The sequence below is a fragment of the Stakelama sediminis genome (assembly GCF_014199335.1).
GTDB lineage: Bacteria > Pseudomonadota > Alphaproteobacteria > Sphingomonadales > Sphingomonadaceae > Sphingomonas > Sphingomonas sediminis.
The window spans coordinates 332,736-348,080 of record NZ_JACIJI010000001.1; the positions used below are offsets into that span (position 1 = coordinate 332,736).

Genomic DNA, 15,345 nt, shown 5'->3' on the forward strand with positions numbered 1-15,345 from the left:
CAAAAGTTCCGCTGCACCGGCAACCGTTCAAACGGCAGAGGCGAGACCAAAATCGCCTTTTCGCTACGGCATGGCTTTTCCCCGACGGCGAAATCGTTCTACAGGCGTCTTATCCGCCGGTTTGCCTATTCCAGCTTCAGGACGAGACAGCATCACCATGGACGACAATTTCCGCCGTCAGGCGCTTGACTATCACCGCTATCCAAGCCCCGGTAAGCTGGAGATCGAGCCGACCAAGCGCATGGTCAACCAGCGCGACCTGTCGCTGGCCTATTCGCCCGGCGTCGCCGCGCCGTGTGAGGAAATCGCGGCAAACCCTTCCTGCGCCAATGATTATACCGCGCGCGGCAATCTGGTCGCGGTCATCTCCAACGGTACCGCGGTGCTCGGGCTGGGGGCGATCGGCGCACTGGCGTCAAAGCCGGTGATGGAGGGCAAGGCGGTCCTCTTCAAGAAGTTCGCCGGAATCGACGTCTTCGATATCGAGGTCGATCTGACCGACCCGGATGCCTTCATCGAAACCGTCGCGTCGCTGGAACCGACGTTCGGCGGCATCAATCTGGAAGATATCAAGGCGCCCGAATGCTTCGCGATCGAGGCGGCGCTGCGCGAGCGGATGAACATCCCGGTCTTTCATGATGATCAGCACGGCACCGCGATCGTCGTGGCGGCGGCGGTGCGCAACGGGCTGGTGCTGCAGGGCAAGCGGCTCGATCAGGTGCGCCTCGTCACCTCCGGCGCGGGTGCGGCGGCGCTTGCCTGTGTCGACCTGCTGGTATCGATGGGCCTGCCGGTCGAAAACGTCACCCTGACCGACAAGGACGGCGTGGTCAAAGCCGACCGTCCCGGCATGGCCGCCAACATGGCCCGCTATGCCCGGCATACCGACGCCGCCACGCTGGGCGACGTGCTGGAAGGCGCGGACATTTTCCTCGGCCTGTCGGCACCGCGCGTCCTGAAGCCGGAGATGCTGCCCCTGCTCGCGGACAAGCCGCTGATCTTCGCGCTCGCCAATCCCGAACCGGAAATCCTGCCCGAACTGGTACAGGAACATCGCCCCGATGCGATTATCGCGACCGGGCGTTCGGACTATCCCAATCAGGTCAATAACGTCCTGTGCTTCCCCTATATCTTCCGCGGCGCGCTCGACACCCGTGCGACCGGTATCAACGAGGCGATGAAAATCGCCGCTGCGGAGGCGATTGCCGAACTGGCGCGCAAACCGGCCGACGAAGGCATTGCGCAGGCCTATGGCGGGCGCAGCCTCGCTTTCGGCAAGGAATATGTCATCCCGACCCCGTTCGATCCCCGGCTGATCGTCGAGGTCGCCCCTGCGGTCGCGCGTGCTGCGCAACAGAGCGGGGTCGCCACCCGCACCCTCGACATTCCCGCCTATCGCCAGTCGCTGGCGCAGCAGAATGCGCGTTCCAGCCAGTTGATGATCCCGGTGTTCGACGCCGCCCGCGGCAGCTTGCCGAAAATCGCCTATGGCGAGGGAGAGGACGAACGGGTGCTGCGCGCGGTGCAGGTGGCGATCGACGAGCGGCTGGCCCAGCCCGTGCTGGTGGCGCGCAAACGCATCCTGCTGCCCCGGATCGAGGAACTGGGACTGAAGCTCGAACCCGGCGTCAATATCGACGTCATCGACCCCGAAACCGACCATGAACGCCTGGCCCCGCTGATCGAAAAATATCATCGGATCGCAGGGCGTCGCGGCATCGCCCGGACCGAAGCCAAACGCCATATCTATCGCCGTCCCACCGTAACCGCGGCGATGCTTTTACGCGCAGGTCTGGTCGAGGCGGCGCTGGTCGGCGGCAATTCGGAATATTGGAGCCAGATCCGGCACGTCCTGCGCGTGATCGAACGCAGCAAAGGCGTCAATCGCGCTTATGCGGTGACCGCGCTGGTCATCGACGCGGGCGCATTGTTCCTGACCGACACCCATCTCAACACCGATCCCAGCGCGGAAGATATTGCGGAGATGACGCTGCTGGCGGCCCGTGCGGTCGAACGCTTCGGCCTGACACCGCGTGCGGCACTGCTCTCGCATTCGAATTTCGGATCGTCGCACAGCAGGAGCGCGCGCAAGATGCGTTCCGCATTCAAGCTGGTGCAGGATCAGGCGCCTGCCCTTGCCATCGACGGCGAAATGCACGCCGATGCAGCCCTGTCGCAGGCGCTGCGGCAACGGCTGGTGCCCGATTCGGCGTTCAGCGGTTCGGCCAACCTGCTGGTGATGCCCAATCTGGACGCCGCCAATATCACGCTGACCGCGCTCCACGCCTCACATGAAGGCGTCACCGTCGGCCCGATGCTGCTCGGCCTGTCGCAACCGATCCATGTGCTGACGCCCAGCACCACGTCGCGCGGCATCGTCAACCTGACCGCCATCGCGGCGGTCGAGGCCACGAGCAAACACTGACTTCAGATTCAGGAACAGGCGAGGCTGCAACCGGGAGAATAGCCGCGCCTCGCCCTCCCCTGTAAAGAAAACCGACACGGGGCTATCCGTTTACGACAACAATGAAAAGCTATTTTTTCGGACTATATCCCAAGCACATCCAGACTGTCCGCAACCTGCCCGGCATAGGCACTCCCGAAGAGCCGCAAATGCACCAGCAGCGGCCATAATCGGTAGAGCGGCAGCCGGTCTCTCCAGCCGGGTTCGAGGTTCAGCGCATCAAGAAAACTGGACGGCGGATGGTCGAACAGGGTCAGCATCGCGACATCGACTTCGCGGTCGCCATAATAGCAGGCCGGATCGATCAGCCCGCTGATGCCGCCCTGAGTCGCAAGCACATTTCCGCCCCATAAATCACCATGCAACAGCGATGGCGGCGGCGCCTTCGGTACATACTCCCCGACCCGATCGGCCAGCCTCTCGATACGCCGCGCCAGCCCTGCCGACAGATGGCGGAGATGACAGCGCAATCGATGATCAGCCCAGAATGCAGGCCAGTCATCGCCACGCCCATTCTCAACCGCCACCGCGCCGAAACGGTGATCGCCATCCCAGCCATAGCGATCGCCCTGCGCGGCATGGAGTTTCCCCAACACCCGTGCGAGGTCCGGCCATGCCAGCGACGGTCCGCCCCGCGCCTCCAGCCTTTCCAGGATCAGCAGGTCGCCATCGACCGCAAGCACGCCGGGCGCCGGTGCCCCCGTCGCCGCAATCGCGCGCAGCATCGCGGCTTCCGCCCCGGCATCGCCGCCCAGCTTGGCAACACACGCCCTGCCATCGGTCAGCGTCACGGCAAACACGTCGGACAGATCGCCCCCCGCCATGGCGGATATTCCGGCAACCTCCGCCCGCAACAGGTGCGCCACCCGCTCCGCCGGGCCGGTCACGTCCGCAAACGCTCGACCAGTGCCTGTGCGGCGCGCTCGACCTGATGCCAGCTACGCTCGAAACCCTCTTCACCGCCATAATAGGGATCGGCCACCGCCTGCCCTTGCAATTCCGGCACGCAATCGAGCAGCAGCGCCAGTTCGGCAGCGGCATTGTCCGGGCGCAGTCGTCGCAGGTTTTTCAGATTGTCGTGATCCAGCGCAAAGATATGGCTGAACCGATGGAAATCGTCGCCGCCGACCTGCCGCGCGCGATAGCCGGAAATATCGACCCCATGGCGCAACGCCGTATCCTGCGCACGCGGATCGGGCGGTTCGCCGACATGCCAGTGCCCCGTACCGGCTGAGTCGACCGTCACCGCCAGCCCGGCACGCTGCGCCTGCGCCCGCAACGCCGCCTCCGCCAGGGGCGAACGGCAGATATTGCCCAGACAGACGAACAGCACGGATGGTGCGGAAGAAGAGGAGGACATGTCTCTTTACCTATCGCCCCTCCTGCCCCGTTCAACCTTGATCGGCATTTTCACCGCAGGTTTAGCGCCTGCTTAAGCATCCTGTGCTAGCCACCGCTCCTATGAACGCATCCGCACCGCGCATTCTCGTCATCTTCGGCACCCGTCCCGAAGCCATCAAATTGTTTCCCGTCGTGCACGCGCTGCGCGATACGAAAAGGCTGAACGTTCGTACCTGCGTCACGGCGCAGCATCGCGGCCTGCTCGATCAGGTGCTGGCCATTGCCGGGCTGGCGCCGGACATCGACCTCGACCTGATGGAACCGGGGCAGACGCTCGACCGGCTGACCGCGCGCCTGCTGACCGGGCTTGGCGAGGTGATGGATCGCGAAAAGCCGAACCGGGTGATCGTGCAGGGCGATACCGCCACCGCGATGGTCGGCGCGCTCACCGCTTATTATCGCAAGATTCCCGTCTCGCACGTCGAAGCGGGCCTGCGTTCGGGCGACATCTATCAACCCTGGCCGGAGGAGGTGAACCGCCGCATCGTCGCGCCCATCGCCGATCAGCATTTCGCTCCTACCGCAACGGCAGCATCGGCATTGCGCGCCGAAAATATTGCGCCGGACAGCATCTTCGTCACCGGCAATACGGTGATCGACGCGCTGCACGCCACCACTGCACGGATCGAGGCGGAACCGGCGCTTGCCGCGGGCCTCGATGCCATTGCCGAACGCTTCGCCGGACGTCGCCTGATCCTCGTCACCACGCATCGCCGCGAAAATTTCGGCGGCGGGATGGAGGAAATCGCCACCGCCATCGCCCGGATTGCCGATCGCGACGATGTCGCCATCCTGTTTCCGGTCCACCCGAACCCCAATGTCGTGTCGGTGATGGACGCGAAGCTGGGCCATCGCGCCAATATCGCGCGCATCGACCCGCTCGATTATCCGCATTTCATCCGCGCGCTCGGCCTTGCCCATATCGTGCTGACCGATTCGGGCGGCGTGCAGGAAGAGGCCCCTGCCCTTGGCAAACCGGTGCTGGTGATGCGCGAAACCACCGAACGGCCCGAAGGCGTAGAGGCAGGCACCGCGAAGCTGGTCGGATCGAATGCCGACCGCATCGTCGCGGAAATGGCGCATCTGCTGGACGATGCGGGCGCCTATGACGCCATGGCGCGCGCGCACAATCCGTTCGGCGACGGCAGGGCATCCGCGCGGATCGCCGAGCGCGTGGCCGATAGTCTGATCGCCTAGGGCCTGACCCAAAAAGCCGCGCATTCTTACCGAAATATCAACCTTGTCCTGCCACAGCAGCACGAAAGCGAACGTCTCGCGCAGCTAACGGCAAGGATGAACATGGTCTGGAATCAGGAAATCGATGTTGCAGTCGTCGGGCTGGGCTATATCGGCCTACCCACGGCGGCGGTGATCGCGCGCACCGGTGCGCGCGTGCTGGGCGTCGATGTCAATGAACAGGTCGTCGAAACCGTCAATTCGGGCAAGGTGCATATTGAGGAGATCGACCTCGACGCGCTGGTGTCCGGCGCGGTCGCACGCGGAACGCTGCGCGCCTCGACCCGGATCGAACCAGCGGACGTGTTCGTCATCGCCGTACCGACACCGTTCGGGGAAAATCACGCGCCCAATATCGGCTATGTCCTTCAGGCAGCAACGAATATCGCGGCAGTCTTGAAAACAGGCGATACCATCATCCTCGAATCCACCTCGCCCGTCGGCACGACCGAAGAGGTGGCGAGACAGATCGCCCAACTCCGCCCCGACCTGAAGATTCCCGGGCACTGTCCTTCCACGCCGGATGTCGCCATCGCCTATTGCCCGGAACGCGTGCTGCCCGGACGCACGCTGGTCGAACTGGTCGATAACGACCGCGTAATCGGCGGCATCACCCCGCGTTGCGCGCGCAAGGCGCTGCAATTCTATCGCCGTTTCGTGCGCGGTACCTGCGTTACCACCTCGTCCAAGGCGGCGGAGATGACGAAGCTGGCGGAAAACGCCTTTCGCGACGTCAATATCGCCTTCGCCAACGAGCTGTCGGTCATTTCCGACCGGATGGGCGTCGATGTGTGGGAGGTGGTCCGCCTCGCCAATCGCCATCCCCGCGTCAACATCCTGTCGCCCGGCCCCGGTGTCGGCGGTCATTGCATCGCGGTCGATCCGTGGTTCCTGGTGCATTCGGACCCCGAAAACACTCCGCTGATCCGCACCGCGCGACAGGTCAACGATGCCAAGATCGACTTCACCGTCGAACGCGCGGCTGAACTGGTCCGCAAAATGGGCGGTATGCCGGTCGCCTGTCTTGGCCTCGCCTTCAAGGCGAATATCGACGATCTGCGCGAAAGCCCGGCGGTCAAGGTCGCGTCCGAACTGGCAAAGCGGTTCGGCAGTCGGATCAGGATCGTCGAACCCTTTGTCGACACCCTGCCCGCCGCTTTCGACGGCACAGGGGCTGAACTGATCGACGTCGACACCGCCATCGACCAGTGCCCTGCCCTGATCGTGCTGGTCGATCATGACGTGTTCAAATCGATCCCGCTGGAAGAACGCGGCGACAAGCATGTTCTCGACATGCGCGGCATCTGGCCCGATCAGCCGGCTCTCTCGACAGAAACGCCAACAGTACGCATCGCCGCCGGCTAATCGTTTCGAAGGCGGAAAGAAGTCGGAATATAGTCCTCTGATCCGGCAAATGGCGCGCCTGACCGACACACTGCTTGGCGCACTGCACAATAAGCGTTATTCAGACCCATTGTATTTCATGCGTCCGGATCATTATTTTCAGGCAGATGCTAGGATTATTTCGCAAACGCGCCACCCAGCCCGCGGTTGAACATCATGTTCCCGAAGGCAAGCGGGTATATGCCATCGGCGATATTCACGGTCGGCTGGATCTGCTCGACAGTCTGATCGAACGCATCGATGCCGATGATGCGGAGCGCGGTCCCGCGCCGGGCGGCACCGACTGGATATTCCTCGGCGACCTTGTCGATCGTGGTCAGGACTCAGCCGGTGTGGTCGAACGGCTTCGCACGCTCAGCGCCGAGCGCGGCAATATGCGTTTCCTGACCGGCAATCACGAAGAGGTGATGCTGCTCGCGCTGGAGGGCAAGCGCGACTCGCTGCGTCTGTTCGATCGCATCGGCGGGCATCAGACGATGCTGAGCTATGGCATTTCGGAACATGAACTCGCCTCGCTCGATTATGACGCGCTGCATGACCGGCTGGTCGCGGCCGTGCCGCAATCGCATCGCCAATTTCTTGAGTCGTTCGAAGACCTGATCGCCGTCGGCGACTATGCCTTCGTCCATGCCGGAGTGCATCCGGCCAATGCGCTCGACGCCCAGCGGCAGAGCGATCTGCGCTGGATTCGCAGTAAATTCCTCGATCACCCGAAAGATTTCGGGAAAATGATCGTCCATGGCCATACCATCAGTGACGATGTGGAATGGCGGGACAATCGCATCGGCATCGACACCGGTGCCTTCGCGACCGGGCGGCTCACGGCGCTTGGTCTGGAAGGCGGCGACCGCTGGATCGTTCAGACCTGGCCGGAAGACGCCGGTAAAAGCGCTGCTCTTCAGGTCGCCTGACCGCACATTTACATTTTATTTTAGGGGCTTATTCCGCGTCTCTAACAACGCGGCGGGGATCGCCGGTCGGGTCGGCATGGCCAGCGCCTTACGTGCTTCACGCGCCGTCATTTCCGCCCGCTGCTTCCATCCCATATGCGTTCCGCTGGACAGGAAGCCGCCGGAGATCTGACGCCCCACCCCGTGCCAGAAACGCGACGCCGCCATCGGATCGTATCCGGCGTTCACCATCAGATAGACACTCAACCGGTCCGCCTGTTCCTCGGTCAGCCGAATCAGGCGATGGCTCTTTCCGAATACGCTCAGCAGCCCGCGATGCACGCCCGCGGCGGTCAGCCGTTCGGGATGGCGCAGGATCACGTGCGAATATTCATGCGCAAGTATGGCGGCAAGCTGATCGTCGGACGGCACCGCGTTCACCATCGCGGTCGATACCTGAATGACTTTTCCATCGGTTTCGGCGCCGCGGCCCGATTCGACATCCAGTTCCACGCGCCCCGGGCAGGCTTTCCGCGGGGTAATCGCAATCGTGTGGCGCTCATCGTTACGGATAATGGTAAGGCGCACAACGCCGCCACGCCCCGCCGTCGCGATGGCGCGATCCGCCGCCGCTACCGCTTCGGGGCCCTTTTCATCGCCAAGCGGACTGCCATTCACCGCAATGATGGTATCGTTCGGCTCCAGCCCGGCCGTTGCCGCAGGTCCATCGGCGAACACGCTCTCCACGGCGACTTCGCCTGCAAAATGAAATAATTTCTGCGCAGCATCCCGATACGACCCTTCATAACTCGACCGCGCATGCAGCAACACGCCGATCGCAGCCCGCGTCGGATCGCAAAGCGCAACGTTACCGGTCGATATCCGCCAGAAAATAGTCGCAAGCCGCTGGTCGGCGGCATGCAATGCACGCAACTGCATTATGTCCGTCGATTGCGGCCCCTGTCCCGTGCTGGCCACCGATTCGGCATGCGCCGGTATCGGCACCATCGCAATGTTGCCCAACAGCAACAGGAAGAAGATAAATTGGGACAGAAGCACCCGTCCGGGGGAAGATGATTTCTTGTCGGACGGGGTTTCGTCGGGGCGATCCGGAATGGAGCAAACTCGGCCATTTTGGGTACAATCAGGCATGGAACCGCCATTATCGCCAATCATTGATATCCGACAAGCTCCAAATCGATCATCGAAAATCGATCGAACCATTTTGATTGCAGGGTTGAAAAATACGCCGATACGGGGTTTTACGTAGACAGGTAGATAAACAGGGCTTGAGTTTCGGGATATCTACATTTATTGCTTTGCAGCAAGTTTTTGCAAAAAGGGAGTTTGATATGCGGATTGGAAAGATTGTTGTTGCCGCAACCGCAGCAGCCGGGCTGATGAGCTCGACGATGGCGTTTGCCGGTACCGCTACGCGTGCAAGCACCGCGCTGCCGACCACGGCAACGGCGCTTCAGGCACCGGTCAGCGGCGTGCGTAATGCTTCGCACACGAAGAAGACCAGCCAGCTCGCCACCGGTGGCATCATCATCGCCGTTCTGGCTGCTGGTGCAGTTGTCGGCGGCATCGTCGCCGCTGCCAGCGACAACAACAACGGTGCGTCCAGCCCGGGCTGAACTGCACTGCAGAGATTTGAAGAAAGCGCGTCTGCTGATGCAGGCGCGCTTTTTTTATGGGTAACAACGCGAGTTTATAGCGGATTACGCGTTATTTCCATGTCGGCATGGCATGGCAGAATTTCCAGAAGTCCGCAGGCCTGAAACTCATAGCTTCAATGCCCGATATCGTAGCGCCTCAGCGGATATGCGCCCCTGTCGGTCCAGTTTACAGTCGATGGCAGTGCGGGATCGTCGTTAACCTTTATATCGCCCGTAAATCCGGCTCTCTGCAACATTGGCACGGCGCCTGCATCTTACGCTTCCGTCCATCGCGACGCTTCAAGGGGCGGGCAGGCAGTCTATATCCGGTCTCCTGCCGCCCGCCCTACCCGGCTCTCCTACCGATACATTTTAAGCGACGGCCACAATGTCGCCAGGGGCGGCGTCACACCCCGACATAGCGCAATCACCTTCCCATTTTCATAGGCCATCGCATAGCGCGACCAGGTCGTGCCCAGAACAACAACCTGACGGCAATACGGCCTTAACGCAGGAAGGTCGTGCTGGATCACCAGCAGGTCACGGGGGTGCTGCCCACGCAGCCCCCACAGGAAATATTGATTATGCCCGCTCAGCGCAGGGGGCAAACCTTTCCCATAGAGGTCAAGTGCAGCAGCCTCGCCGTAATTGTCCGCCTTGATTCCCGTTACGGCACGCTCGGCGACCGGAATGCGGCTCCACGCCGCTTCTACCTGTCGGGTGAAATCGCGCCAGCCCAACTGGTCCGCAAATAGCTGCGGCAGAACGGTGCCCTTGAAGCTGCGTTCCTGCTGCTGCGGCGCAACGCCGATACGGGTTATATACGCGCTGAGTGCCTGCGGAGACAGGATCGGGAGCGCCATCGGCGCCGCCAGCGCGGAGAACACAACCGCCGCTGCAATCGCACCACCTGCCAGAATCCTGGCCGTCATGCCGCGCACCAGCGGTGCGAGTGTCACCGCACCGATCACGAAAAGTGTCGGATAGAGCGGTGCCAGATAATAGTCCTTGCCGTGACCGACCCGAACGATGACGACCACCACCACGGCCGCGATCACCAGAAAGCGCAAATCCCGCAGCCGTTTGACGGTGAAAGGCGCGATCAGCCCCGCGATCCACAGCGGCGCGAAAACGGGATTCATCACCATCAGCTGATTGGTGAAAAACGGCAGCGGCGCGATATCGGCATTCTTTGCCTTCGCTGCCTCGCCGAGTTCGAGGAACGGGAAACCGTGGACCAGTTGCCAGATAAAGGACGGCACGGCGATCACCGCGGCCAGCGTAGCGCCGATCCAGAAGGCAGGCCGCAACAGCAGCCGGCGTTCAGGCGTCAGCAACAGGCCGATGGTCAGCCCAACCATCCAGAACAGCATGGCATATTTGACCTGCAGCGCCACTCCCGCCACCAGCCCGGCCCAAATCAGCGCACGACTGTCTCCGTCGCGCGCCGTCCTGACCATCAGATAGGCGACCAGCGTCCAGGCCAGAGGGCCAAAGGCCGAGGTGTTGAGCGTTGCAACCAGCCCCATCATCATCGGCGCGATCGCGCACGCCAGCGCGGCAAAGGCGATGGCCAGACCGTTGCCGCCAAGCAGCCGGACGAAACGCACCGACAGCCACACCAGCGCCCCCGCTGCCACCGCCGTCGGCAGCCGCAAGCCCCATACCCCAAGGCCAAGCTTATAGAGAAACGCCGCGGCCAACGGCACCAGCGGCGGCTGATCGACATAGCCGAAGGCGGGATGCAGCCCACAGACAATGAAATAAAGTTCGTCGCGAAACAGGTCGTAGCGTCCAGCCAGCACCCCATGCACGGCGAAAACGATCAACGCCGGGATCAGGGCGGCAATGTCCGCCCTTCGCCATTCCCGTTTCGCATTATGCTCAATGCTATGTTGAGAGGCCTCTGCCATCCGCCACCCTCCACTGTATCACTCGGGCAATACAGTGGAGGGTGGCGGATGTCCACATGCGGAAAAAACGGCCGGGTTTAATGCCCTCACCGCATCCGAAAGCCCCTTACAGAAAAGGCCTCCCCAACCTTGCGCCGGGAAGGCCTTTCCATCATCGCAATACCGTCACCGGCACCTGCTGAAGATCAGGCAGCGACGCCCTTTTCCTTCATCAGTTCGGCCAGTTCGCCCGATTCGTACATCTCCATCATGATGTCCGAACCGCCGACAAATTCGCCTTTTACGTATAGCTGCGGGATGGTGGGCCAGTCGGAATAGGCCTTGATCCCCTGCCGCACTTCCTGATCCTGCAGCACGTCCACACTGTCGAATTCGACATTCAAATGCTGGAGAATTGCAACGGCACGGCTGGAAAAACCGCATTGCGGGAACAGCGGGCTGCCTTTCATGAACAGCACCACATTCTTGTCCTTCACCAGCCCGTCGATCCGGGTTTTCACATCATCGCTCATCTTCTTACTCCTGTACCGGCGCTGCCGTGGTCAGTTGCAGGGCGTGCAACACGCCGCCCATCCGGCCACCCAGCGCCGCATAAACCGCCTGATGCTGACGCACGCGCGGGACGCCGCGAAAGCTTTCGCTCACAACACGCGCGGCATAATGGTCGCCGTCGCCTGCCAGGTCGGTGATTTCCACTTCGGCATCCGGAATCGCATCCCGGATCATCGCCTTGATCTCGTCGGCCGCCATCGGCATCGCTTATTTCGACTCCAGCAACTGGCGGCGCGCCTCGATCGCCATTTCGTCGAGCGCCTTGCGCACCTGCGCGTCATCCGCTTCCACCCCTGCCGCCGTCAGGTCGCCGACCAGCTTGCGGATGACGTCTTCATCGCCCGCTTCCTCGAAATCGGCCTGCACCACCGCCTTGGCATAGGCGTCGGTTTCTTCCGGGGTCAGGTTCATCTTCACCGCCGCCCATTCGCCGAGCAGCCGGTTACGCCGCGCGGTCACGCGAAAGGCGATCTCCTGATCCTGGGCGAATTTCGCCTCAAAAGCCCTTTCCCGGTCATTAAAGGTCGTCATGGTCCAGCGGCACCCCTGATAATCTGTTCAGGGAACTGATGTAGGCATGACCGGTCGCAGTGACAACGGGCGATTAAGTCTGGCGAGATTCAGCGATCGCTGCGACCGCGAATGTCGCCATAGGCCAGTACCAGCCGCAACGCCGCCCAAAGCACGCCTGTCATGGCGCTCGCCTCCAGCACCATCGCAAAATCCGGCTGATATAGTCTCAGCGTCGCCAGCGACACACCGAAAAACCGGTCGAAATACCAATAGAACAACACCGTCATTCCCAGTGTAATGATCAACGGAAACCACAAGCTGAACCGACCGAATGCTCCCGATTTCGCGCGCAGTTCCCTGCGGTGAAACCAGGCCCAGACCATGCAGGCGACGAAAATCACAGGCAACAGCGCCATTGCGACAAACAGGAATTTCTGAAACCAGCGGCCATCCGGTTGCGGTATGGGCAGTCCCAGTGCGCGCACCGCAATGCCGTTACGCAGAGGCAGCGTTTCCCCAAAGCCGATCCCGCTGCTCGCATTGACGAGAACCACGACACCTTTCTTCCTTGCCGGGATCATCACGGCCAGGGTTTCCACGCCGGGGCTGGTGCCGGTATGGAAAACCGTCCCGTCCTGCGGGTCGAGGAACCAGCCAAAGCCATAATAGGGGGATTGGACGGTCGCCGGACGAAACATGGCCGCCTTGATCTTCGCGCTCAGAATATCGTCGCGCCCGTTCATCAGGACGGCAAGGTAGCGCGCCACGTCACCGGCGCTGGCAACCACGCCGCCCGCCGGCGCCATCGCCTGCACGGTCGCATGTCGGGGAAGCGCGCGCTTGGTTACGAACCAGGGTTCATGCCCTCTCGCCATGCCGGCGTGAACCCGACCGTCGGATACGAAACTGTCCGTCATCCCGATGGGTTTCAGGATATGATCCTCGACATAGCGGGCATATCCCTCGCCGCTTACCACCTCAACCAGCCTGCCGAGGATCAGATAATTGGCGTTGGAATATTCCCAGCGCGTGCCCGGCGTCGTTGCCGGCACCCATTGCGCGATCCGGTCCACGCGCTGTTTCAGCGTGTCCGTGGTACGGCTGTCATCCTGATGGCCCGCATTGCCCTGAACGGTCGAAAAGCCGCTGGTGTGGCTGAGAAGCTGGCGCACCGTAATCCTGCCGGACGGGCGGTCGGCGAATTGGTGCAGATATTGTCCTATTTCCGTGTCCAGCCCCACCCTGCCCGCTTCGACCAGTTGCAGTACGGCGACCGCTGTAAAACTCTTCGAAATAGACCCGAGCAGGAAGGGCGTGTCGGGTGCGACCTTCCGTTCGCCACCCTTCACCACATGGCCATAGGCCCGGACGGTAATCCGGCCATCATCGACAATCGCATAGGCCAGCCCCGGCGCACCCGAGGCGGGCATCTCGCTCCCGATAAACGCCTGAATGGCCCGATCCGGCGTCTCTGCACGCGCATCCGCCGCCGTAACGGACAGGGTCAACAGGAGCAGCAGAAAGAAAAGTTTTGCCACCCGCGCGCTCAATTCACGCCGATCAATGCCTATCGCGACCATCTGCTCCCCCAAACAAAAGCCGTATTACTTACGCAATACAGTATTTTGTTGTCCAGAGCAGCATCGGTCTGTACTACCGATGCGCGTTCAGCCGCCGATTGCCACCACCAGCTTTCCGATGGCTTGCCGCGCGGCCATTTTCGCAATCGCCTTGCCGCCATCCGCCAGCGAAAAAGTCTCCGTCACGCGCGGGGCGATCCTGCCCGCTTCCCACAGGTCGAACAGATGCGCGACATGCGCTGCATTGGCATCGGGGTTGCGCATCGCGAAGGCTCCCCAGAACACCCCGCACACGTCGCAGCTTTTGAGCAGCGTCAGGTTGAGCGGCAGCTTCGGAATCCCCGCCGGAAAACCGACCACCAGATAGCGCCCTTCCCAGCCGATTGCGCGCAGGGCCGGTTCGGCATAATCACCCCCCACCGGATCGTAGATCACGTCGGCGCCATTAGGACCGACCGCCGCCTTGAACTGTTCGGCCAGTGCTTTCGATTGCGCCTTGTCGAAGGGCGCGCGCGGATAGACGATGGCGTCATCGGCCCCCGCCGCACGCGCGGCCTCCGCCTTTTCCTCCGACGAGACCGCTGCAATCACCCGTGCACCATGCGCCTTGCCCAGTTCGACCGCAGCCAGACCGACGCCGCCCGCCGCGCCCAGCACCAGCAATGTCTGCCCGGCCTTCAGATGCCCGCGATCGAGCAGCGCATGGATCGAGGTCGCATAGGTGAGCAGCAGCGCCGCCCCTTCGGCAAAGCTGCGGCTGTCGGGCAAAGCGAACACCTGATGCGCGGGCACCGCCACCTTCTCCGCCATGCCGCCATGGCCGGTGGTCGCCACCACCCGGTCGCCCGGTGCGACATGCGCCACACCCTCACCCACCGCTTCAACCACACCGGCGACTTCGCATCCCGGCGCAAAGGGGCGTTCGGGGCGAAACTGGTATTTGTCCTCGATAATCAGGACGTCGGGATAATTGACCGAACAGGCCCTGACGGCGATCAGCACCTGCCCCTTTCCCGCGACGGGATCGGACAGGTCAGCCAGTTCCAGTGTTTCAGGTCCGCCCGGTTCCTTCGACAGCAATGCTTTCATTTCGGCGCTCTCCCGCATGTTCCGGTATCATCCAGGGGCGCATATTCTGGTCCCGCCCCTCGAATTTCGAAATTGCGGTATCTTGTGCCAGTGTCAGCCCTATCTCGTCCAGCCCTTCCATCAGGCACTGGCGACGAAACGGGTCGAGCGGAAAGGTGAAGCGATCCTGAAACGGGGTCGTCACCGTCATACTTTCCAGGTCGATGCGGATCGGATCGGTTTTGGCAACCTCCATCAGCCGGTCGATCACCTCCTGCGGCAAGGCAACGGTGACGATGCCGTTTTTGAACGCATTGCCGGAGAAAATGTCGGAAAAGCTGGGCGCGATCACCGCGCGGATGCCCATGTCCGCCAGCGCCCATGCGGCATGTTCGCGGCTCGACCCGCAGCCGAAATTATCGCCCGCGATCAGGATCGGACTGCCGGCATAGGCAGGATCGTCGAACACATTGCCCGGTTTTGCGCGGACGGTTTCGAACGCGCCCTTGCCCAGCCCTTCGCGACTGATGGTTTTCAGCCAGTGGGCCGGAATGATGATATCAGTGTCGATATTTTCCGCGCCCCAGGGATAGGCACGGCCTTCCACCTGACGAACAGGTTCCATCAGACGCCTCCTGCGAGGCGAAGGGTGCTGTCGACAATCAT

At 62.1% G+C, this 15,345-nt stretch carries 15 protein-coding genes; 5 read left to right on the forward strand and 10 right to left on the reverse strand.

What is annotated here, in order from left to right; translation table 11 throughout:
* The first annotated feature begins 157 nt into the window (after window positions 1-157).
* Complete coding sequence (locus FHR23_RS01670; RefSeq protein WP_184001196.1) at window positions 158-2,425, forward strand: NADP-dependent malic enzyme; 2,268 nt, start codon at window positions 158-160, stop codon at window positions 2,423-2,425.
* Window positions 2,426-2,547: 122 nt separating this feature from the next.
* Here FHR23_RS01670 and FHR23_RS01675 read toward each other — a convergent pair whose 3' ends face one another.
* Window positions 2,548-3,351, reverse strand: a complete 804-nt coding sequence (locus FHR23_RS01675) for a fructosamine kinase family protein (RefSeq protein ID WP_343042933.1) — start codon at window positions 3,349-3,351, stop codon at window positions 2,548-2,550.
* Complete coding sequence (locus FHR23_RS01680) at window positions 3,348-3,824, reverse strand: low molecular weight protein-tyrosine-phosphatase (protein ID WP_184001197.1); 477 nt, start codon at window positions 3,822-3,824, stop codon at window positions 3,348-3,350. The genes FHR23_RS01675 and FHR23_RS01680 overlap by 4 nt, the downstream gene beginning before the upstream one ends.
* Before the next feature lie 101 nt (window positions 3,825-3,925).
* On the opposite strand from FHR23_RS01680, the gene wecB reads away from it, so the two are divergent.
* The 3 genes from wecB to FHR23_RS01695 all read left to right on the forward strand — a co-directional run bounded on the left by wecB (window position 3,926) and on the right by FHR23_RS01695 (window position 7,416).
* Complete coding sequence (gene wecB, locus FHR23_RS01685; RefSeq protein WP_184001198.1) at window positions 3,926-5,062, forward strand: non-hydrolyzing UDP-N-acetylglucosamine 2-epimerase; 1,137 nt, start codon at window positions 3,926-3,928, stop codon at window positions 5,060-5,062.
* Between the two features lie 102 nt (window positions 5,063-5,164).
* The gene (gene wecC / locus FHR23_RS01690) at window positions 5,165-6,466 is read left to right on the forward strand and encodes a UDP-N-acetyl-D-mannosamine dehydrogenase (protein ID WP_184001199.1); all 1,302 of its coding nucleotides are present in this window, start codon (window positions 5,165-5,167) and stop codon (window positions 6,464-6,466) included.
* A gap of 146 nt (window positions 6,467-6,612) precedes the next feature.
* A complete protein-coding gene (locus tag FHR23_RS01695) occupies window positions 6,613-7,416 on the forward strand; it encodes a metallophosphoesterase family protein (RefSeq protein ID WP_184001200.1) in 804 nt (267 codons plus the stop codon).
* Window positions 7,417-7,431: 15 nt separating this feature from the next.
* Here the strand turns inward: FHR23_RS01695 and FHR23_RS01700 are convergent, their stop codons facing one another.
* Entirely contained in the window at window positions 7,432-8,454 is a 1,023-nt protein-coding gene (locus FHR23_RS01700; RefSeq protein ID WP_221227320.1) for a M48 family metallopeptidase, read from the reverse strand.
* 293 nt (window positions 8,455-8,747) lie between these two features.
* Between FHR23_RS01700 and FHR23_RS01705 the strand changes: the two genes are divergently transcribed.
* Window positions 8,748-9,032, forward strand: a complete 285-nt coding sequence (locus tag FHR23_RS01705; RefSeq protein ID WP_184001202.1) for a hypothetical protein — start codon at window positions 8,748-8,750, stop codon at window positions 9,030-9,032.
* Between the two features lie 380 nt (window positions 9,033-9,412).
* Here the strand turns inward: FHR23_RS01705 and FHR23_RS01710 are convergent, their stop codons facing one another.
* The 7 genes from FHR23_RS01710 to leuD all read right to left on the reverse strand — a co-directional run bounded on the left by FHR23_RS01710 (window position 9,413) and on the right by leuD (window position 15,304).
* Window positions 9,413-10,966: a glycosyltransferase family 39 protein gene (locus FHR23_RS01710; protein ID WP_184001203.1), complete on the reverse strand. Its 1,554-nt coding sequence runs from the start codon at window positions 10,964-10,966 to the stop codon at window positions 9,413-9,415.
* Window positions 10,967-11,151: 185 nt separating this feature from the next.
* Window positions 11,152-11,478 (reverse strand): Grx4 family monothiol glutaredoxin, encoded by a 327-nt coding sequence (gene grxD / locus FHR23_RS01715; RefSeq protein ID WP_184001204.1) that lies wholly within the window; start codon window positions 11,476-11,478, stop codon window positions 11,152-11,154.
* 4 nt (window positions 11,479-11,482) lie between these two features.
* Entirely contained in the window at window positions 11,483-11,722 is a 240-nt protein-coding gene (locus FHR23_RS01720; RefSeq protein ID WP_184001205.1) for a BolA family protein, read from the reverse strand.
* Window positions 11,723-11,725: 3 nt separating this feature from the next.
* Window positions 11,726-12,049 (reverse strand): DUF1476 domain-containing protein, encoded by a 324-nt coding sequence (locus tag FHR23_RS01725; RefSeq protein ID WP_184001206.1) that lies wholly within the window; start codon window positions 12,047-12,049, stop codon window positions 11,726-11,728.
* Window positions 12,050-12,138: 89 nt separating this feature from the next.
* Entirely contained in the window at window positions 12,139-13,569 is a 1,431-nt protein-coding gene (locus FHR23_RS01730; protein ID WP_221227321.1) for a serine hydrolase, read from the reverse strand.
* A 129-nt stretch (window positions 13,570-13,698) separates the two neighbouring features.
* Complete coding sequence (locus FHR23_RS01735) at window positions 13,699-14,700, reverse strand: NADPH:quinone oxidoreductase family protein (protein WP_184001207.1); 1,002 nt, start codon at window positions 14,698-14,700, stop codon at window positions 13,699-13,701.
* Window positions 14,663-15,304, reverse strand: a complete 642-nt coding sequence (gene leuD / locus FHR23_RS01740; RefSeq protein ID WP_184001208.1) for a 3-isopropylmalate dehydratase small subunit — start codon at window positions 15,302-15,304, stop codon at window positions 14,663-14,665. Before leuD ends, FHR23_RS01735 begins: the two co-directional genes overlap by 38 nt.
* Window positions 15,305-15,345: the final 41 nt, after the last annotated feature.